22 protein-coding genes are annotated in these 20,539 nt (G+C 34.4%); 1 reads left to right on the forward strand and 21 read right to left on the reverse strand.

Translation table 11 applies throughout. The features are described 5' to 3' along the window. Positions 1-132: 132 nt before the first annotated feature. The 11 genes from rnc to ACFWM3_RS05255 all read right to left on the reverse strand — a co-directional run bounded on the left by rnc (position 133) and on the right by ACFWM3_RS05255 (position 10,562). The gene (gene rnc, locus ACFWM3_RS05205; protein ID WP_056470910.1) at positions 133-876 is read right to left on the reverse strand and encodes a ribonuclease III; all 744 of its coding nucleotides are present in this window, start codon (positions 874-876) and stop codon (positions 133-135) included. Between the two features lie 95 nt (positions 877-971). Beyond that, positions 972-1,205, reverse strand: coding sequence for an acyl carrier protein (gene acpP, locus ACFWM3_RS05210; RefSeq protein WP_025568936.1), 234 nt, complete (start codon positions 1,203-1,205; stop codon positions 972-974). Positions 1,206-1,272: 67 nt separating this feature from the next. Then, positions 1,273-2,016 (reverse strand): 3-oxoacyl-[acyl-carrier-protein] reductase, encoded by a 744-nt coding sequence (gene fabG / locus ACFWM3_RS05215; protein ID WP_056470912.1) that lies wholly within the window; start codon positions 2,014-2,016, stop codon positions 1,273-1,275. After that, positions 2,010-2,960: an ACP S-malonyltransferase gene (gene fabD, locus ACFWM3_RS05220; RefSeq protein WP_390310582.1), complete on the reverse strand. Its 951-nt coding sequence runs from the start codon at positions 2,958-2,960 to the stop codon at positions 2,010-2,012. Before fabD ends, fabG begins: the two co-directional genes overlap by 7 nt. Positions 2,961-2,973: 13 nt before the next feature. After that, positions 2,974-3,969: a phosphate acyltransferase PlsX gene (plsX, locus tag ACFWM3_RS05225; RefSeq protein WP_025568939.1), complete on the reverse strand. Its 996-nt coding sequence runs from the start codon at positions 3,967-3,969 to the stop codon at positions 2,974-2,976. A gap of 12 nt (positions 3,970-3,981) precedes the next feature. Then, positions 3,982-4,548, reverse strand: a complete 567-nt coding sequence (gene fapR / locus ACFWM3_RS05230; protein WP_025568940.1) for a transcription factor FapR — start codon at positions 4,546-4,548, stop codon at positions 3,982-3,984. A 103-nt stretch (positions 4,549-4,651) separates the two neighbouring features. Further along, a complete protein-coding gene (gene recG, locus ACFWM3_RS05235; protein ID WP_390310585.1) occupies positions 4,652-6,700 on the reverse strand; it encodes an ATP-dependent DNA helicase RecG in 2,049 nt (682 codons plus the stop codon). After that, complete coding sequence (sdaAA, locus tag ACFWM3_RS05240) at positions 6,700-7,581, reverse strand: L-serine ammonia-lyase, iron-sulfur-dependent, subunit alpha (protein ID WP_025568942.1); 882 nt, start codon at positions 7,579-7,581, stop codon at positions 6,700-6,702. The genes recG and sdaAA overlap by 1 nt, the downstream gene beginning before the upstream one ends. Before the next feature lie 17 nt (positions 7,582-7,598). Beyond that, a complete protein-coding gene (sdaAB, locus tag ACFWM3_RS05245) occupies positions 7,599-8,261 on the reverse strand; it encodes an L-serine ammonia-lyase, iron-sulfur-dependent subunit beta (protein ID WP_056470924.1) in 663 nt (220 codons plus the stop codon). 226 nt (positions 8,262-8,487) lie between these two features. Beyond that, the gene (locus ACFWM3_RS05250; RefSeq protein ID WP_390310587.1) at positions 8,488-10,176 is read right to left on the reverse strand and encodes a DAK2 domain-containing protein; all 1,689 of its coding nucleotides are present in this window, start codon (positions 10,174-10,176) and stop codon (positions 8,488-8,490) included. A 23-nt stretch (positions 10,177-10,199) separates the two neighbouring features. Beyond that, positions 10,200-10,562 carry an Asp23/Gls24 family envelope stress response protein gene (locus ACFWM3_RS05255; protein WP_025568946.1) on the reverse strand — a complete coding sequence of 121 codons (363 nt, stop codon included), beginning with the start codon at positions 10,560-10,562 and terminating at the stop codon, positions 10,200-10,202. A 336-nt stretch (positions 10,563-10,898) separates the two neighbouring features. On the opposite strand from ACFWM3_RS05255, the gene rpmB reads away from it, so the two are divergent. Then, positions 10,899-11,087: a 50S ribosomal protein L28 gene (gene rpmB, locus ACFWM3_RS05260; protein ID WP_025568947.1), complete on the forward strand. Its 189-nt coding sequence runs from the start codon at positions 10,899-10,901 to the stop codon at positions 11,085-11,087. 97 nt (positions 11,088-11,184) lie between these two features. On the opposite strand, the gene spoVM is transcribed toward rpmB, so the two are convergent. From spoVM to def, 10 genes are all read right to left on the reverse strand, one after another. Then, positions 11,185-11,268, reverse strand: coding sequence for a stage V sporulation protein SpoVM (spoVM, locus tag ACFWM3_RS05265; protein WP_056470930.1), 84 nt, complete (start codon positions 11,266-11,268; stop codon positions 11,185-11,187). 94 nt (positions 11,269-11,362) lie between these two features. Next, the gene (locus tag ACFWM3_RS05270) at positions 11,363-12,004 is read right to left on the reverse strand and encodes a thiamine diphosphokinase (RefSeq protein ID WP_390310588.1); all 642 of its coding nucleotides are present in this window, start codon (positions 12,002-12,004) and stop codon (positions 11,363-11,365) included. A gap of 91 nt (positions 12,005-12,095) precedes the next feature. Continuing rightward, entirely contained in the window at positions 12,096-12,740 is a 645-nt protein-coding gene (rpe, locus tag ACFWM3_RS05275) for a ribulose-phosphate 3-epimerase (protein WP_056470931.1), read from the reverse strand. 2 nt (positions 12,741-12,742) lie between these two features. Then, positions 12,743-13,624: a ribosome small subunit-dependent GTPase A gene (rsgA, locus tag ACFWM3_RS05280; RefSeq protein ID WP_390310590.1), complete on the reverse strand. Its 882-nt coding sequence runs from the start codon at positions 13,622-13,624 to the stop codon at positions 12,743-12,745. A 20-nt stretch (positions 13,625-13,644) separates the two neighbouring features. Next, positions 13,645-15,639, reverse strand: coding sequence for a Stk1 family PASTA domain-containing Ser/Thr kinase (pknB, locus tag ACFWM3_RS05285; protein ID WP_390310591.1), 1,995 nt, complete (start codon positions 15,637-15,639; stop codon positions 13,645-13,647). Positions 15,640-15,647: 8 nt separating this feature from the next. Next, positions 15,648-16,400: a Stp1/IreP family PP2C-type Ser/Thr phosphatase gene (locus ACFWM3_RS05290; RefSeq protein ID WP_056470937.1), complete on the reverse strand. Its 753-nt coding sequence runs from the start codon at positions 16,398-16,400 to the stop codon at positions 15,648-15,650. 4 nt (positions 16,401-16,404) lie between these two features. After that, entirely contained in the window at positions 16,405-17,463 is a 1,059-nt protein-coding gene (gene rlmN, locus ACFWM3_RS05295; RefSeq protein ID WP_056471189.1) for a dual-specificity RNA methyltransferase RlmN, read from the reverse strand. Between the two features lie 35 nt (positions 17,464-17,498). After that, positions 17,499-18,845, reverse strand: a complete 1,347-nt coding sequence (gene rsmB / locus ACFWM3_RS05300; protein ID WP_056470940.1) for a 16S rRNA (cytosine(967)-C(5))-methyltransferase RsmB — start codon at positions 18,843-18,845, stop codon at positions 17,499-17,501. 1 nt (position 18,846) lies between these two features. Further along, on the reverse strand, positions 18,847-19,791 hold the full coding sequence (fmt, locus tag ACFWM3_RS05305) for a methionyl-tRNA formyltransferase (RefSeq protein ID WP_056470943.1): 945 nt from the start codon (positions 19,789-19,791) through the stop codon (positions 18,847-18,849). A gap of 8 nt (positions 19,792-19,799) precedes the next feature. Then, positions 19,800-20,273 carry a peptide deformylase gene (gene def / locus ACFWM3_RS05310; RefSeq protein ID WP_056470946.1) on the reverse strand — a complete coding sequence of 158 codons (474 nt, stop codon included), beginning with the start codon at positions 20,271-20,273 and terminating at the stop codon, positions 19,800-19,802. Positions 20,274-20,539: the final 266 nt, after the last annotated feature.

A 20,539-nucleotide genomic window follows, 5' to 3' on the forward strand; every position in this document is an offset into this window, starting at 1 on the left:
GTGCTCATTACCCTCAAAGGTAACTCCGCTCCTCACCAGGCTTCGCGCCTCGAAAGTCAAGCGCTTGCAATCAGTCTGAAATTCAAGTTTTATCGTTTGTTTGACAAGTTTCTACTAGATTTTTTAATTAATCTATTTACTTGACTCTTTTAATTTTAATAATGCTTCTTTAGCTGCTTGTTGCTCTGCTTCTTTCTTAGATCTACCACTACCGATTCCTAATGTTTCACCATTTAATAATACTTTTGAAACAAATTCTCGGTTATGAGCTGGTCCTTTTTCTTGAAGTATTTTATACTCAATTGAACCTGTGGAGTCTCTTTGTACAAACTCTTGTAACTGACTTTTAAAATCCATCACATGCGAAAAAGCACCATCGTTTATTTTTGGGAATATATGAAGAGATAAGAAGTTAATAACTGTTTGTAATCCTTGGTCCAAATATAATGATCCAATGAATGCTTCAAAAACATCCGCAAGTAGTGCTGGACGTGTTCGACCACCTGTCATTTCTTCCCCGCGACCAAGTAATATATATCGACCAAAATCTAACTCATGCGCAAATTTCACAAGTGATGGTTCACAAACGATTGCGGCACGTAATTTTGTTAACTCGCCTTCACTCATTGTGATATATTTTTGAAATAAATATTGTGAAACGGTAAGCTCTAAAACAGCATCCCCTAAATATTCTAATCTCTCATTATCTTCATATGGTTTTTTACGATGCTCATTCACATAGGATGAATGTGTAAACGCTTGAATTAGCAAGCCCTCATTATTAAACATAATATTTATTTGTTTTTGTAATTTTACAAAATTCTCTTTTTCAACATCAGAAAGTTTAAATTCTCTTACTCTTCTTGAATGCGGCATATTTACCTCCAACTAAAAAGCAGTTTGATATGCTGCTAAACCTACTAGTCAAGAAAATGATGAGAAGTCCCGTATAAAATACGGGACTTTTCTCATTACATGTTGCTCTCTATGTAGTTCACAACATCACCAACTGTGACGATTTTTTCAGCATCTTCGTCAGAAATTTCTAATTCAAACTCATCTTCTAATTGCATTACTAATTCAACTACGTCTAATGAGTCTGCATCTAAATCTTCTTTGAAACGGCTTGTAATTTGGATCTCAGATTCTTCTACACCTAAACGGTCAACAATAATCTTTGATACGCGCTCTAATACATCTTGCATTATTATTCACCTCCCCCCAAAGATTGTCTACTTATGCATTATACATAAAAATTTGGCAAACGCCAAACTAATTCATTACAAGTCCACCATCAACATTGATTGTTTGTCCAGTAATGTATCTACTTGCATCCATTGCTAAGAATACTACTGCGTTTGCAATATCTTCTGGTTGACCAAAAGATTGCAATGGAATATTAGATAACATTTGCGTTCTAATTTGCTCATTTAATTCATTTGTCATATCAGTTTCAATAAAACCAGGCGCAATTGCATTAACTGTAATATTTCTAGTAGCTAATTCCTTTGCTGCTGTTTTTGTTAAACCTAATACGCCAGCTTTTGCAGCTACATAGTTCATTTGTCCTGGATTACCAATTTGTCCAACAACTGAACTAATATTAATGATGCGGCCATTACGTTGACGAGTCATAAACTTCGCTGCTGCTTTGATACAATTGAATACGCCTTTTAAGTTTGTATCAATTACATCATCCCAATCAGCATCTTTCATGCGTAATAAAAGACCATCTCTTGTAATACCTGCGTTGTTTACTAGTATATCAATACTACCAAATTCATCAACAGTATTTTTTACTAAAGCTGCAACTTCTTCACCATTTGATACATTTGCTTTATAGCAAATCGCTTTAACTCCAAGAGCTGTAATTTCTTCTACAACTTTAAGAGCAGCCGCTTCATTCCCAGAATAATTAACAACTACATTCGCACCATTTTTAGCTAAAGTTAATGCGATTGCTCGTCCAATACCGCGAGATCCACCTGTAACTAATGCAACTTTACCATTTAGCATGATTTTATTTCCTCCCACTCATTTAAAAATTGGTTTAATGTTTCAACATCATAAACATTTACTAATTTTGATGATGGAGAGATTGCTTTTACTAATCCAGTTAAAACTTTTCCAGGACCAATTTCAACGAATGTATCAACACCAAGGTCAACTAATTCTTGAATAGATTGGTTCCATTTTACCGGAGAATATAATTGATTAACTAATAATTCTTTAATTTCATTTGCATCTGTAACAACTTTAGCAGTAACATTTGAAATTAATGGTGTTACACAATCATTTACATTAATTTTACCAAGCTCATTTTGGAATTCTTCGCTTGCAGGTTTCATTAAAGATGAGTGGAATGGACCACTTACTTTTAAAGGTAATACACGTTTAGCTCCAGCTTCTTTTAGTAAGCCAGAAGCAATTTGTACACCTTCTGCATCTCCAGTAATAACCACTTGTGTAGGAGAATTATAGTTCGCAATACCTACAGAATGACCATTTTTATTTACTTCAGAAATAACTTCTTCAATTTTTTCTGGAGCTAAAAATAATACAGCTGCCATAGCACCTTGTCCTACTGGTACAGCTTTCTCCATTAATTGGCCACGTTTATGTACTAATTTAACACCGTCTTCAAATGAAATGCTGTTTGCTGCTACAAGCGCTGTAAACTCACCTAAACTATGACCAGCAACAAAGTCTGGTTTAATTCCAGCTGCTTTAATCTTCTCAAGCATAGCAATTGAAGTTGTTAAGATTGCTGGCTGTGCATGATATGTAGCAGTTAACTCTTCATCAGTTCCATTGAAAATAATTTCAGAAAGACTAAAACCAATTTGTTCGTTAGCAGTTTCAAAAATAGATCCACATTCATTATAGCTCTCAGCTACATCTTTACCCATTCCAACTTTTTGTGATCCTTGTCCAGGAAAAATAAACGCCACTTTACCCATTGGAGTGACCCCCTTATGCATTTGATTCGATTTTCTCCATGTGATCACTTACTAGTTTTACAACATTATGTTCAACCATCGTTTGAGTTTGCTTAATTGCACTAAAAATCCCCATCGCATCAGAACTTCCATGAGCCTTAATGACAGGTGATTTCAAGCCAAATAACGCTGCTCCACCATACTCAGAGTAATCCATTTTCTTTTTTACACCTTTTAAGTTTGGTTTTAATACAGCTGCTGCAAGCTTTGATGTGAAATTAGTAAGCATCGCATCTTTAATTAATGAAAACATTGCAAGTGCAGTACCTTCAATAGCTTTTAAAGCTACATTTCCAGTATACCCGTCTGTAACTACTACATCTGCTACTGAGTTCATTAAGTCTCTAGCTTCAACATTTCCTATAAAATTCAAATTACTTTCTTTTAGTAATTGGAATGTTTGTTTAGCAAGTTCATTACCTTTTTTATCTTCCGTACCGACATTTAGTAATCCAACAGTCGGATTATGTATACCTCTAACCTTTTCGGCATATACAGATCCCATTATTGCATATTGAAGTAAATGGTTTGCTTTTGCATCAACATTAGCACCTACATCAAGAAATACAAAGCCTTTGCCATCTAAAGTAGGCATCGTAGGTGAAAGTGCAGGTCGTTCTACACCTTCCATTCGACCAACGACTAATAAGCCCGCTGTCATCAATGCTCCAGTGTTTCCCGCAGAAATACATGCATCAGCATTGCCTTCTTTTACTTGGTTTGCCATTAAGACCATAGAAGCATTCTTTTTTCTTCTAACCGCTCTAACTGGTTCTTCAGTTCCTTCAATTACTTCATCTGTATGGATAATCGTTATATTTTTATCATTCGTTAAGAATGGTTTAATTTTTGATTCATCACCAATTAAAGTAATATGTATATCATTTAATTTTTCAACTGCAAGCATCGCACCTTCAACGATAGCTTTTGGGGCATGATCTCCACCCATTGCATCGATCGCTAATTTCATCTTGTTCACTTCCTATTCTTCAATACTTCGGTGGTACATTTCGAACAAGCCATGGAATACATGTTCTTTTTCAACATAGCCATTGATATCAACTGTAGTACGCCTCGGATCTCCTTTTTGCGGTAAAACCTTTGCCTTCGCAATTACTCGGTCATTTGTTCTTACAGGTTTAATAAAAACAAAATTGGATTTAGCTGTAAGAGCTAAATCATCATGAATAACTGCAACTGCTAAAGAATTAGCCTGGGCAAATAAGTGATGACCTCGGGCAATTCCATTTCTACTAAAAGTATGCTCTTCCTTAACGTCAAATATAGAAATGGCACTTTCGTTTAAATGAATATCAATAACTTCACCGATTATTTCATCTACTGGTAGTGATTTTACATCTTCTAATTGCTGAGTGGCAACATTTTTGATGCGCTCTCTTAACTCAGGAATTGATAATTCAAGACGATCAAGACGAATAGTTTGTATGCTCACAGATAATTGATTAGCTAAATCTTCATCTGTAATAAACGGATTTTCTTTTATAATTTTTTTTAACAATTCATGACGATCTTTTTTATTTCTTCTCATATTACATACCTCAACTACTAATTTGTGACCAGGTATTAAATACAGTTTATATTAAAAATACACGTATTACAATAGTTTTTTGACAAACTTTTAATACCTAGTACTAATCTAATTTTTCTGAATTAAATATTCCCGTTCTGTCTAAGTACATTCTTAATTCTTGATATTCATTAGCTTTCCAAAATACATCTGAATTAACAAGTAATGTTGCATCATTTCGAGCAACTTCTAATGCACGATAGTCATGTACCATATCAGCCATTTTAAATTCGGGTACACCACTTTGCTGTTTTCCAAAGAAATCTCCTGGTCCTCTAAGTTCTAAATCTTTTTCACTTAACTCAAAACCATCGTTTGTTTCTGTCATGATTGTTAGTCTTTCTTTTCCTACTTCACTTTTTGGATCGCCAACTAAAATACAATATGATTGTTCTGAACCTCGTCCAACTCGTCCTCTTAGTTGATGTAATTGTGAAAGTCCAAATCGGTCTGCATCATAAATAACCATCACAGTTGCATTCGGTACATTTACACCCACTTCTACAACTGTCGTTGATACTAATATTTGAACATCATTAGCTGCAAATGCCTTCATCACGTCATCTTTCTCTGTTGATGAAAGCTTTCCATGCATCAATCCAACCTTCGCTATATTTTGATAATGAAAAGATAGAACACTATGTAAATCCAATGCATTCTGAAGGTCTAGTTTCTCTGACTCCTCGATTAGAGGACAGATTAAATACGCTTGTCGTCCATTTTTAATTTCTTTACCGATAAAATCTAAAACACGATCAAACATTTCTTGTTTAACCCAATACGTTTCTATTTTTTTACGACCAGCCGGATATTCATCAATAATCGAGACATCCATTTCACCAAATGCCGTTATTGCCAAAGTTCTTGGGATTGGAGTTGCTGTCATAAATAAAACATCAGGGAAATAACCTTTTTCTCTTAAAACTCTTCGCTGACCAACACCAAATCGATGTTGTTCATCTGTTATTACAATGCCTAATTTATTAAATTGAACCTCATCTTGAATTAAAGCATGAGTTCCGACTAAAATATGTACCTCACCGTTTTTTAATCGTTCTAGGATTTCACGACGTTTTTTACCTTTTACAGAACTTGTAAGAAGTTCAACATTTACTTCAGTATGTTGTAGCATTTTTGCTAAAGATTCAAAATGTTGCTCAGCTAATATTTCTGTAGGCACCATTAATGCCCCTTGGTAACCATTAAGTGTACATGCATACAATGCAATGGTAGCGACAACTGTTTTTCCCGAACCAACATCACCTTGTAATAAGCGATTCATTCGATAAGGACTTTCTAAATCTGTGAATATTTCTTGTACAACTCTATTTTGAGCTGATGTCAGAGGAAATGGTAAGGATTGGATTAGTTGTTGAATTTTTTCAATGTTTAATGTTTTTGGGATACCTTTTGATTGATTACGCTGAATTTTTCGAAGTGCTTGCATTTTTAGTTGGAAAAGAAAAAACTCTTCATAAACAAAGCTTCTTCTAGCTTGTTTTAAACTATTCGCATCAATTGGATGGTGAAGTAATCTCATAGTTTCTGAACGATTTAAAAGTTTATATTTTTGAATAAGTTCTTTTGGCACTAAGTCATTTATTAAATGTCCAAATTTTTTAAAGGACTGCTCAACAAATTTACGCATTGTTTTTACAGACATTTTGCCCTTAATTGAATAGACAGGCTCAATTTCATGAATATTCGTACGAGAACCAAATACAAGGTCTGATAATGAAATGGTTTGTTTATGTTGATCCCACTTACCAGAAACAGTTACATGCTCATTTAAGTTTAACTTTGTTTTAAAATACGGTCGATTAAAACAAATAACAGTAATTAAGTATCGATCAACTAAAAGTCGAAATGTTAATCGTGATTTATTTTTGCCAAAATATTGAAGAAGAGGAGCGCTATGAACAATCCCCTCGACTGTCACGCGCTCTTCATGCTTCACTTCTGATAAATCCTTATTTCGAAAATCCTCATATCGATACGGTAAATATTCGATTAAGTCATTTATAGTAAAAATACCCATATCATTTAATTGTGTTTCAGTTTCATCGCCAACACCACTTAATACAGATACTTTTTGTTCAAGTTCAATACTCACTATTTTTTTAGCGAAACACCAAATATTTTTGCTTCTAATTCACGTCCTGTTGGCGTTGCCGCTAGTCCTCCTTCTGCAGTTTCTCTTAGCGCAGATGGCATTGTTTGTCCAATTCGATACATAGCATCAATTACTTCGTCACATGGGATACGACTTGTAATACCTGCTAATGCCATATCTGCTGCTACCATTGCGTTAGCAGCACCCATTGCATTTCGCTTAACACATGGGACTTCTACTAAACCTGCAACCGGGTCACATACTAAACCAAGCATATTTTTTAATGTAATAGCAAATGCTTCAGCACTTTGACTTGGAGTACCACCAGCCATTTCAACGATCGCTGCTGCTGCCATACCACTTGCAGATCCTACTTCCGCTTGACAGCCACCTGCAGCTCCTGAAATTGACGCATTATTGGCTACAACAAAACCGAAAGCACCTGATGCAAATAAGAATTCAATCATTTGCATTCGAGTTGGATTTAATTTCTCTTTTACAGCAAAAAGGGTTCCAGGTACTACCCCAGCAGAACCAGCTGTAGGAGTTGCACAAATCGTACCCATTGCAGCATTTACTTCATTTGTCGCAACCGCTTTACTAACAGCATCTAAAAGTAAATGGCCTGAAAGGAAATTACCTTTTGCAATATAATTTTGAAGTAATACAGCGTCTCCCCCTGTTAAACCTGTTGGCGAGTGAACACCTGCAAGTCCTCTTTCAACCGCCTTTTCCATAACAACAAGATTTTGCTCCATTTTACCGATAATCTCTTCACGGCTTCTTCCTGTAAATAACATCTCTTGTTGAATCATTATTTCCGAAATTTTAACATTTTTTGATTCAGCTAATTCAACTAATTCAGCAACATTTTTAAACATATAAGTTCCCCCTCTCCTTAATCAACCATTTTCGTAACACGAATGATATGTGGTAAAGATTCAATTTCATTAATAACTTTATTATCTAGATCTTGGTCGACCTCAATTGCCATCAAGGCAATTTGTCCGACCTCTTTACGTGAAACTTCCATATGGCCAATATTTACAGCATATTTCATAAGGACATTTGTTACACCAGCAATCGAACCAAAACGGTCATTATGAACAACAAGGATTGCAGGGTAATTACCCGAAAGTTTAAGTTCAAATCCATTCAACTCAATAATTTCAATTTTTCCACCACCGATTGAAATTCCAACTAATTCAAATGGTTGGTCATCATCGAGAATAGAAATTTTCACTGTATTTGGATGCTCTGTTACTGCATCTTCCTCAATGAAATCTACTGACATCCCTTTTTCTTGTGCAATATTTAATGATTCTGGAATACGCTCATCAAATGTATCAAAATCTAATAATCCACCAATAAGCGCAACATCTGTACCATGTCCACGATATGTCTTAGCAAATGAACCATACAATGAAATCAAAATCTTCTTTGGTTCTTTTCCATAAAGATTTCTTGCTACACGACCAATTTTTGCCGCTCCCGCTGTATGTGAACTAGAAGGACCAATCATAATTGGACCAATTATGTCAAAAACACTTTTATATTTCATCACGTTTCCCCCAATACGTTATTGTAAAAGCGTATTTTATTTAGTTTTTGTTTTGTTAGAACAAATATTTATATAAAAACTTGGTATTACGGACAAAGCATGTCCATCTTATAGTGTAATACGAAATTCTACAGAGTTCTATGTTATTTTACATTAGTCTTTAAATAAATTACAAAAAAAAAGAAGAAGTGATCCCACTTCCTCTTTTATCTTGCTATATTATATCTTATTCAATCGAAAAAATATATGAATATAAAGGCTGTTTACCGTTATGAACTTCAATTTCTAAGTGATCAAAGCTCTCTTCGGCAAATTCGACTAATTTTGAAAGTTCTTCATCCGATACATCTTGACCATATAAGATTGTTAATATTTCAGAATCTTCATCAATCATATCTTGTAGTAATTTTTTTGCAGCCTCTAATTGATTGGCATCTGTAGTAACAATTTTACTTTCAAGGATTCCCATGAAATGATCTTTTGTTATTTCTACACCATCAATTTCAGTATCTCGAACCGCATAAGTTATTTGACCTGTTTTTACTGTCTTTAAAGCATCTTGCATTCCTAATTTATTTTCATCTAATGAACCTGTAGGATTAAATGCTAATAATGCTGACATTCCTTGAGGTACTGTTTTAGACGTTACAACTGCTACATTACATTCTGCAACAGATGCAGCTTGCTCGGCAGCCATTACAATATTTCCGTTGTTAGGAAGTACAATAACATTTTCTGCGTTGCATTGTTCAATCGCTTTTACAATGTCTTCTGTACTAGGATTCATTGTTTGACCGCCTTCAATTACAACAGTTGCCCCAATACTTTCAAATAATGCTTTAATCCCTGATCCCATAGCTACCGTAACGATACCAAATTCTTGTTTTTCAGCAGATTGTATAGACTCATTTTTAGAAGGAGATTCATTTGAAACCTCTTCATGTAGTAAGTTAGTATGTTGTTCGCGCATATTTTCAGCTTTTAGTTTTAAAAAGCTTCCAAATCGTTGACCTAAATTAAATACTTCCCCAGGGTATTCAGCGTGAATATGAACTTTTACAATTTCATCATCAGCAACTACTAATAAAGAATCACCCCATGAACTTAACTCTTTACGGAAAGTATCTATGTCAAAAGGATGTTTTTTTATTTTATCTTTTTCAAATCGCACCATAAATTCAGTACAGTATCCGTAAACAATGTCTTCAGTATTTAACATACTTTGTACATTACGATGTTCTGCTTCAACTAGTTCCTCAAGTGAAAGAGCCGCCTCAGCACCTTCTAGTGAAATTTCTTCACCTTTTAATGATGCTAAGAATCCTTCATAGACAAGTACTAAACCTTGACCTCCGCTATCGACTACACCAACTTGTTTTAACACAGGTAGTAAGTCTGGCGTACGGTTTAATGATGCATTTGCTTCAATAATTGTTTCCTCAAGAAAAGGAATAAATTCTTCATGTGTTTTTGCTATGACAACTGCTTTTTTTGCAGTTTCTCTTGCAACTGTTAAGATTGTTCCTTCAATAGGCTTCATAACAGCTTTATAAGCAGTTTCTACCCCTGCTTCTAAAGCTAGAGCAAAATCAGTTGTTGAAATTGTTTCCTTTGTTTCAATTGATTTAGAAAAACCTCTAAATAATTGAGAAAGAATTACACCAGAATTACCACGCGCACCCATCAGTAAGCCTTTTGCAAAGCTTTGACCAACTTTCCCTACATGACTATTTGGTTTTTCTTTTACTTCCTTTGATCCAGAAGTAATAGAAAGATTCATATTTGTTCCAGTATCACCATCTGGTACCGGGAATACATTTAATGAATCTACAAATTTTACATTTTTCGTTAAGTTATTTGCACCTTGAATCACCATATCTGCAAATAATTTACCGTCAATACGTTTTATCGACACAAATTCTCCTCCTTAATGCGTCTTTACAGGTTTGCTACTTTCACACCTTGAACAAAAATATTAACAGAGTCAACTGACAAGCCTAATGTTTGATCAAGAGTATACTTCACTTTATTTTGTACGTTATTAGCAACTTCAGAAATCTTCGTACCATAGCTTACAATTATGTACATATCGATATTAACGTCTTCGCCTACTTGGCGAACAATAACACCTTTTGTAAAGTTATCTTTTTTTAGGATTTCTGTAAGACCATCCTTAATTTGTTTCTTAGAAGCCATTCCAACAATACCGTAACAATCAACGGCAGCTCCACCAGCAATTGTAGCGATCACATCTGTACCAATCTCGATTGTTCCATATTGAGTTTTCATTTCTAATGACATAATTTGGTCCCCCTTATTGGATAATCCAAGTATAGTTAGTTATACTACTTACTTATTATTGTATACCTTTTTCCAAAATAATTCTATTGACTCACTACTATTATTAGCATTTCAATAATATTCATGGTTAATTATAGAAAATACAATTATTAATGAATTTCTTAGGAGGTCCCTCTTTAATATTTAGTATATCATACATTTCGATGTCAAGGTTTTTTTCTTGAACAACTTACCAATAACTGTTGCATTCAGCGAAGCGGTATGATAAATTATAGTAGTGTTTGAATGAAAATAATCATTGAAATGTTATTCCGTTTTTTGTTAGGAGGGAAATAGATGGCTCGTGTTTGTGTAATCACAGGAAGAAAGTCTCGTTCTGGTAACAGTCGCTCTCACGCTATGAATGCTTCAAAACGTACTTGGGGTGCTAACCTTCAAAAAGTTCGTATTTTAGTAAACGGTAAACCAAAGCGTGTTTACGTTTCAGCGAGAGCATTAAAATCAGGTAAAATTGAGCGCGTTTAATTTATTAACGTACTAAAAAGCATAGCAATCCGCTATGCTTTTTTACTTTTTTTATGACTCCTATTGCCTTTTAACCAAAAATCCTACTCCAACTAAGTTAAGCGTCTTTTTTAAATGTACTCAGCATGGCGCGAACAAGTCCGCCAAGAAATTTAGGTAATTTAATCGTATAAAATCTCATGCTTTCCCTCCTACAAGCTTTCTAGCATTTTTAAGGAAAAGATTAATCCTATTACATTCTACTTGCGTTGAGCGAAAACTATGACATGAAATTGTTAATCTTTGCTCCTTACTACTAATGCTATGCCTTCGCTAAATGAAATAGACCCTTCACTCTCCAGCAGTTCATTGCTTACACATAGGGATGATCCAATCTCTAATAAATGATTCGTTAGTGGATATTTAAACCCCTTTAAAGTTAAATTCTCTACTTTAGCACCTAATGAAAAAAAGGATACGTATTTAAATTGTTGTAGCTTACTAATATAATGGGTCCCTTCCTTAATAACATATATTTCGTTATATTCATCAACGATTTTTATTGGAATACCTGAATTCATAAATTTTATTAATAATGTAATACTGCCAAATTCATGATCTAAACGTTTTCCAGTAACACAGTGGACGAATATCTTTTCTGGTTTTTTTGTAATTGCCCATTGAATAGCAAGTTCTAAATCAGTTTCATCTTTCTCAGGAGGGTAAATAAAAACATTTGGGACAAGTCTTTTTATCTTTTCTAAATTTTCATCGCTTAATGAATCAAAATCACCGAATATTGCCTCTGGAATTAATCCTTCTTCTATTAAGTAATGAGATCCATTATCTACACCAATCAGCACTTGGTTTTCGTCTTTTTGGGTAATTTCAGTTATTGTATTCGATTTCGGTCCTGCACCTACAATATGTATAATCAACTTTTTTCCACCTTTAAAAAAAATGCAATCGAATGTCGATTGCATTTTTTGTTTCATAATTAGATTTTCCATGCAATTTTAGATGATTACATTATCCTCTAATTTTCGCGATTGCTTCTTTTCTGTCTTCCTTATTATAAACTGCTGAACCGGCTACTAATACGGTAGCACCCGCTTCTATACAAAGTTTAGCCGTATGCTCGTCAACGCCACCGTCTATTTCGATTTCAACTGTTAAATTGCGTTCTTTAATTAAATTATCAACTTGTTTAATTTTCGGAACAACTGAATGAATAAATTTCTGTCCTCCAAAGCCTGGATTTACTGTCATTAAAAGGACCATGTCAACATCATCTATAATCTGTTCAATTGATGAAACTGGAGTCGCTGGATTAAGAACAACTCCTGCTTTAATACCAAAAGATTTAATCGTTTGAATCGTGCGGTGCAAATGCGTACACGCTTCAACATGAACAGTAATAATGTCCGCTCCAGCTTTTACAAATTGTTCTATGTATTGATCAGGTTTTTCAATCATTAAATGTACATCAAGTGGGAGCTTCGTCACTGGTCTAATTGCTTCTACAATTAGTGGGCCAATTGTAATATTTGGAACAAAATGACCATCCATTACATCAACGTGAATATAATCTGCTCCTCCACGTTCTACATCTAAAATTTCTTCTCCAAGTTTAGCGAAATTCGCTGAAAGGATTGATGGTGCAATTTTAACCATGATTAATACCTCGGCTTTCTATCTCTTATTTCTTCTATGAATGATACATAATGATCATATCGTTTAGGAGAAATTTCCCCACTTTCAACCGCAGCTTTTACAGCGCATTTTGGTTCTTTTAAGTGGGTACAACCTCTAAATTTACAATCTTGACTTTTTTCACGCATTTCCACAAAACAATACGATAAATCTTCGGATTCGATTCCCATAAAGTCCAATGAACTAAAACCAGGAGTATCCGCAACTAGCCCCTGTCCAATTTTTATTAATTCAACATGTCTAGTTGTATGTTTTCCTCGTCCTAAATGAGAGGAAATAATACCTGTTTTTAAATCTAGCTCCGGATTAATCGCATTTAGTAAAGTTGACTTACCAACGCCAGATTGTCCTGCAAATACAGATATTTTATTTGACAAATGTGGAAGTACTTTTTCTAATCCTTCCTCAGTTTTTGAAGAAGTTAAACATACTTCATATCCAATTTGGCGATAATAAGAAACGTATTCATACACTAATTTTAATTGTGTTTCAGAACATAAATCGATCTTTGTAATAACAATTAACGGTTTAATTTCATTAAACTCAATTAATACAAGGAATCGATCTAATAATATTGGAGAAAAATCGGGCTCTACGGCTGAAAAAACTAATATTGCTTGATCAACATTTGCAACAGGAGGTCGAACAAGTTCATTCTTTCGCTCTTTAATTTCAAGTAGATAACCTTCTCCACTTTTTTCGATATGATATTCTACTTCGTCTCCAACTAAAGGAGTTATTTTCTTATTACGAAAATTCCCTCTACCACGACAAGAAACAACTGTCTCATCTGTTTCGACATAATAGAATCCACTCAATGCTTTTATGATTTTGCCTTCTGGCATATACTCACTCCTACAGCTCTTTAATTCGATGGATAAGGTACATCTCTTTCTGCAATAACTTGACCATCTTTAACAATTTTATAGGAAGCAGTTTGTCCAGGATCAATTGTCACTTCTACTGGTATAGTAGTTGTTTCGGTGATCGATTTTGAAATTGCAGGTTTTTCACCATTATTATTTTTATCCCTAATAAATACCTCAATTAACTGAGGTGCACTAGGATTGGTTGGGGTATATGGTACTTGGATATTGATTGTTACTTTTTTCGTCTTTTCTTTTTGTTTTCCTGAAGAAATAACGACATTTAATGTATCCCCTTCTTTTACTGCAACGTTAGCAGATGGAGATTGAGAAATAACATGATTTTCAGCAACTGTTCCAGAATCTTCTTTCGTTACATTAAGCTTTAAGTTATTGTCACCTGCATAGGTTTCAACATCTTTTCTAGACCATCCTTTTAAGTCACGAAGAGTGATCGTAGATGCCCCTTTACTAATCCATACATTTAAATCTGTTTCTGATGGAACGACTTCAGCTCCGACATTTGGAGATTGGTCGATTATTTCACCTTCTGATTCATCACTTTCGATAAAATGCGTTGTAACAGAGCGATAATCGTCTTGTAATCTAGATTTTATTGTGTTGTATTGGAATCCTTTTAAGTCTTCCATCTCGTTACTTTTTTTACCTTTTGATTTATAAATCGTTATCGATGAATTTTCTTTAACAGTTTCCCCAATATTAGGAGAAGTTTTTACTACTTTACCTTCATCAACTTCATCATCAAAAATTTCTTTAGGATCGCTTATCTTTAAGCCTTTTGATGCAAGCAACGTAACCGCACTTTCGTATGTCATATCTTTAACATCTGGAATTTCTACGTCTTCAGGCAAAAATAACGCAGGAATCAAAGTTATCGCTAATAAACCACCAATTAAAAGTGCTATAAAAGTACCTATAATAAACTTTGCAAAAGAATTTTTCTTCTTCCGTTTTAGATTATCAGGTTCTTTTTTGACAGGTTCTTTTTTGACAGGTTCTTTTTTGATCGGTTCTTTTTCTTTAGTTGATTTTTTCTTTGTTGGTACGACAACGGTATCATCATTAGTTGATACAGGTATATCCTTTATGATCGGAATTACCTTCGTTTCATCATCATTTGTAGGAATCACAAAACGTTTTTCATTCAAACGATCACTATCTAAAGCAGTTTGTAAATCTAGCTTCATCTCATCTGCAGTATCATATCGATAAAAAATATCTTTGGCAGTAGCTTTTAAAACGATATTTTCAACGCTTTGTGGTATTTCTGGATTAAATTTTGTTGGTGGTGGAACTTCGCTTTGTAAATGTTTTAATGCGATTGCAACTGCACTCTCACCCGAAAATGGTAGTTTTCCAGTTAAAAGCTCAAACATTACAATTCCTAAAGAATAAATATCTGACTTTTTATTCGCAACTCCACCTCTTGCTTGTTCAGGTGAAAGGTAATGAACAGAACCAAGTACTGAATTTGTTTGTGTAATTGTTGCAGCTGTCGAAGCTGTTGCAATTCCAAAATCAGTTATTTTTACATTTCCTTCTTTATTGATTAAAATATTTTGCGGTTTTACATCTCTATGAACGATTTGAAAATGATGCGCATGAGCTAATGCTGATGCTAATTGTTCCATAATCCTCAATACTTCTTTTGGCTTTATTGGTGTATGATTCTGAATATACTCCTTTAAAGTCTCACCTTCAACGTATTCCATGACGATATACTGTAACCCATCTTCTTCCCCAACGTCATATGAGCTTACGATATTTGGATGAGATAGCGAAGTAACTGAATAGGCTTCACGTTGAAATCTTCTTAAGAAGTCAGGGTCGTTCGAAAAATCAGCTTTTAACATTTTTACAGCTACATCTCGATCTAATATCATATCACGGGCTAAATAAACGTTTGCCATACCGCCAACACCAATTAATTTTAAAATCTTATATCGGTCGTTTAGGCGTCTACCAATCATCACGCTCATCATCACCCTTTCTCTATATTTCTAGGCTCAAACTTAATAATGGCAAGCGTGATGTTATCTTCTCCACCAAAGTCATTTGCAAGTGAAATCAACTGGTTACCGAGAAGATCGATTGGTAGATTTTCATTTAATTTTTCATTAAAAAGTTCATTTGATATTTTATTAGATAAACCATCTGAACATAAAATGATTAAATCATCTTCTTCCCAAGTTAAAGTTTTAATATCAACATCAACTGTTTCCTCAGTACCAAGTGCTCGCGTAATAACATTTTTACGGGGATGAATTTCTGCATCCTCCATAGAAATTTGCCCAAATTTAACTAGTTCAGCTACAAAAGTATGATCTTCTGTTATTTGCTTAAACCCTTCATCATTCCTCAAATAACTTCTACTATCACCTATATGTGCAATCGTAAAAAATAAAGGAGTACAAATAATCGCTTCAAGGGTTGTCCCCATACCCTTGCACTCTTCATTTTGCTCTGAATGAACTAATAAGTTTGTATTTAATTGCGCTACAATATTTTTTAGCCATGATTCGGCTTCGATCGGTGTTTCAAAATTACTAGTATTTTTCCACTCTGCTTCAAGGAAATTGATGGCCATCATACTGGCAACCTCACCCGCTAAATGGCCACCCATTCCATCAGCAACTACAGCTAATACGATTCCAGAATCGTTCGTAAATATACCTACGCTATCTTCATTATGCTCTCGAACTTTCCCCGTATCAGTTTGAAAAAAAGTTTGCATTGTTTCACCTCGTCTCCTCTTTACGCTCCTTTGCACGCAACTGTCCACAAGCTGCATCTATATCATGGCCTTGTTCACGACGAATTGTAACATTAACTCCATTGTTTTTTAGTACTTTTTCAAATGCAAAAATTTGTTCCTTAGGAGTTCTTACGTAATCTCTTTCAGGTACATAGTTAACCGGAATTAAATTAACATGACATTTAACTCCTTTAAGTAACTTAGAAAGTTCTTCCGCATGCTCAACTTGGTCATTTTCACCACCGAATAATCCATATTCAAACGTTACACGTCTACCAGTCTTTTCAACATAGTAACGAACAGCGTCCATTAAATCCGGTAATTTGTATGCACGATTAATTGGCATTAATTTAGAACGTAACTCGCTGTTAGGAGCATGTAATGAAATCGCGAAATTAATTTGAAGACCTTCATCTGCAAAGTTATAGATTTTTGGAATGATTCCACTTGTTGATACTGTAATATGTCTTGCACCTATGTTAAGACCTTTTTCAGAATTAACAATTCTTAAGAAATCCATTAAACCATTATAGTTATCAAATGGTTCGCCTATACCCATAACTACGATTGAGCTTACTCGTTCTTCAACTTCATCAATAGCACGTTGTACTTCTAAAACTTGTGCAACGATTTCACCTGCTTCAAGATTTCGTTTTAAACCGCCAAGAGTCGATGCACAAAAAGTACATCCAATTCGACAACCTACTTGTGTCGTTACACATACAGAATTGCCATAATTATGTCTCATTAAAACAGTTTCAATCGAATATCCATCATGTAATTCAAATAAAAATTTCATAGTACCATCTGAAGAGGTTTGTTTAACTAATGTTTTTAATGTCGTTATTGTAAAATTCTCTTCAAGTAACATACGTAAATCTTTTGGAATATTTTGCATTTCTTCAAAGCTTTCAACTCGTTGTACGTATAGCCAATTATAAATTTGCTTAGCACGGAAAGCCTGCTGCTTTTGCGCCTTTAACCAATCCTCTATATCACTCACTTTTAACGAGTAAATTGAGGGTTTATGAGTTTTTTCTATTTTGACTGAATTTGTAGTATTTTCTAATTTCAACGTTACACCTTCTTCCTTAATCTTGCAATAAAAAATCCATCCGTTCCAAAATAATGTGGTAGTAGTTGTACATACCCTTTTTGAACCGATTTATTTTCATTTAATTTTTCCGGAACATGATCAATTAATGAGTGATCTAATTCATATTCATGATGCTCTTCTAAAAAAGCTTCGACCACATCAATATTTTCTTCATGTCCAACTGTACAAGTGCTATATACTAAAGTTCCACCTGGCTTAACTAACTTTGAGGCTTCGTCTAAAATAGACTTCTGAACTCTTTGTAAATTTGTTACATCAGTAGCATTCTTTTTTAATAAAATATCTGGTTTACGACGAATAACCCCTAAACCAGAACATGGAGCATCTACTAATACTTTGTCAAATAATCTTCCTTCAAACTCTTCAGGTGCTTTTCTTGCATCTAGAGCTTTCGTTTCTATATTATCTAACCCTAAACGATTAGCTTGTTCTTTAATTAACTTTACTTTATGCTTGTGTAAATCTAATGAAGTGACTGAACCAGTACCGCCTAACAACTCAGCAATATGTGTTGATTTCCCTCCAGGTGCCGCACAAGTATCTAATATATCTTCACCTTTTTCAACTCCAAGTGCTTGTGCAACTAACATCGAGCTTTCATCTTGAATTGAAAGGAAACCATCTTTAAATGCATTCGTATAAGCAACATTTCCTTTTTGGATTTCTATTGCAAATGGAGACAGTTTTCCTTCCTTGACCTGTACTCCTTCATCTTCAAGCATTTTAAGTACTTCTTCTCTTGTTGCTTTCATTGTATTTACTCTTGCAGTTTGAAACGGTGGAAGTATATTCTCTTCACAAATTTTTCTCGTTTCTTCTTCTCCGAATTCTTTTACCCATTGTTCAATTAACCAGTTTGGATGATTCGTTTCAATTGAAAGCTTTTCGATTGGGTCCTTTATTTCATCGATTGATCGTAAACCATTTCTTTGAATATTTCTTAAAACCCCATTTACTAAAGAGGCAATTCCTTTATGTCCTCGTTTTTTAGCAATATTAACAGCCTCATTTAAAACTGCGTGAGGTGGTATACGATCTAAAAAATGCAATTGATATAATGAAAGTTTTATTAATATATAAACCCATTCTTCTAATTTCTTCTGATTTTTAATGAATGGTTCTAAATAAAAATCTAATAATTGATCTCTTTGGATTGTTCCATAGATTATTTCTGTTAATAGTCCTGAATCAGCAGAAGATAAGTCATTCTTTTGAATATAGTTATTTACTAACAAATTACTATACGATTGATTTTTATAAACTGAAAGAAGAGCCTCTAAGGCAATCTCTCGTACATTTTTACTCATGTTATTCTCCTAACTTCATTCCACGTTCAATAAACGAACCTGCACCATTAATGTATTGCTTTGCTTCCATTCGCTTTTTACCAGCAGGCTGTAAATCAGTAATTTTGATAGCAGTATGATTTCCTGTTGCCACTAATAATCCATCATTTAAAACATCAATTATTTCACCTGGTGTAGAATTTTGATTCGTATTTACTTTTTCACCCCACCAAACTTTTAAAACTTCTCCGTTTAATGTAGTATAAGCTACTGGCCAAGGGTGTAAACCTCTTACGTGATTATAAATCTCTTCACCAGTTTTTGACCAATTAATTTGTTCTTCTTCACGTTTAATATTTTTTGCAAAGCTTACTTTACTTTCATCTTGCTTCACTGCAGTAATTTCACCTTTTAATAACGGTGGGATTGTTTCTGAAAGTAAATTCGCACCCGCAATACTTAATTTATCGTGTAGCGTCCCAACGTGATCTTTTTCTTCAATTGGAACAACGACTTTGGCTAACATATCACCAGCATCTAACTTTTCAACCATATACATAATTGTTACACCAGTTTCACTCTTACCTTGAATGATCGAATAGTGTATTGGAGCTCCACCTCGTAATTCTGGTAACAATGATGCATGTACATTTATACAACCAAATTTAGGAGCTTCAAGAATATCTGTAGGAAGAATTTGTCCAAAAGCAGCAGTTACAATTAAATCTGGTTTCAAAGCCAACACTTTTTCCGTTTCTTCTGGAAGTCTAATTTTTTCAGGTTGTAAAACTGGGATATTATGTTTTAAAGCCTCTACTTTAACTGGAGGTGGAGTTAGCACTCTTTTTCGACCAACAGGGCGGTCTGGCTGAGTTACTACACCAACTACATCATATCCTTCTTCGATTAATCTTCTTAAAACAGGAACAGAAAAATCTGGCGTCCCCATAAAAACAATCTTTGTCATTTTTTTGCCTACCCTTCTAATTCACTTTCTTCATAGTATTTCGAGACTTTAGAAGTGAATAAAACTCCATTTAAATGATCAATTTCATGTAATAGTGCACGAGCTAAAAATCCACGAGCTTCTATAATAAAATATTTTCCACGTTTATTTTGTGCTTTAATTTTCGCATAGCTAGGTCTTGTTACATCACCATATAAGTTAGGGAAACTTAAACAACCTTCAACATCAGTTTGCTCGCCTTTAGTTTCCATTACGATTGGATTAATTAAATCAATTCTTCCATTCTCATCTTCAACATCAACAACAGCTACTTGTTGCAGAATTCCAACTTGTGGGGCTGCTAAACCAACACCATCTGCTGCCAACATTGTCTCATACATATTATTTAAAAGTTTTACTAAATTTTTATCAAATGACGTCACTTTTTCACAAGGTGTTTCAAGTACTTCATTTGGAAATTCTACTATTTTTAATAAAGCCAATTTCACAACTCCTATCTTGATTGTTCGTTTTCATTTAATTTCTATAGAAAGACCTTCGTTTTATGTTTGTCTTGTCTAACCAGTTACACCCACTTTTCGGAATGTCTAGTTCAAGGCGTTAGCCCTTCGAGGTGTCGGGTCTAACCAGTCGCCTCCACTTTTCGTTCTGTCTAGCTCCAGGCGTTAGCCCCTCGAGGTGTCGGGGCTGAGCAAACGCCTTCCGCTTTTCGTTTTGTCTAGTTCCGGCTCCTAGCCCCTCGAGGTCA

The organism is Gottfriedia sp. NPDC058432 (assembly GCF_042721555.1).
Lineage (GTDB): Bacteria > Bacillota > Bacilli > Bacillales > Bacillaceae_G > Gottfriedia.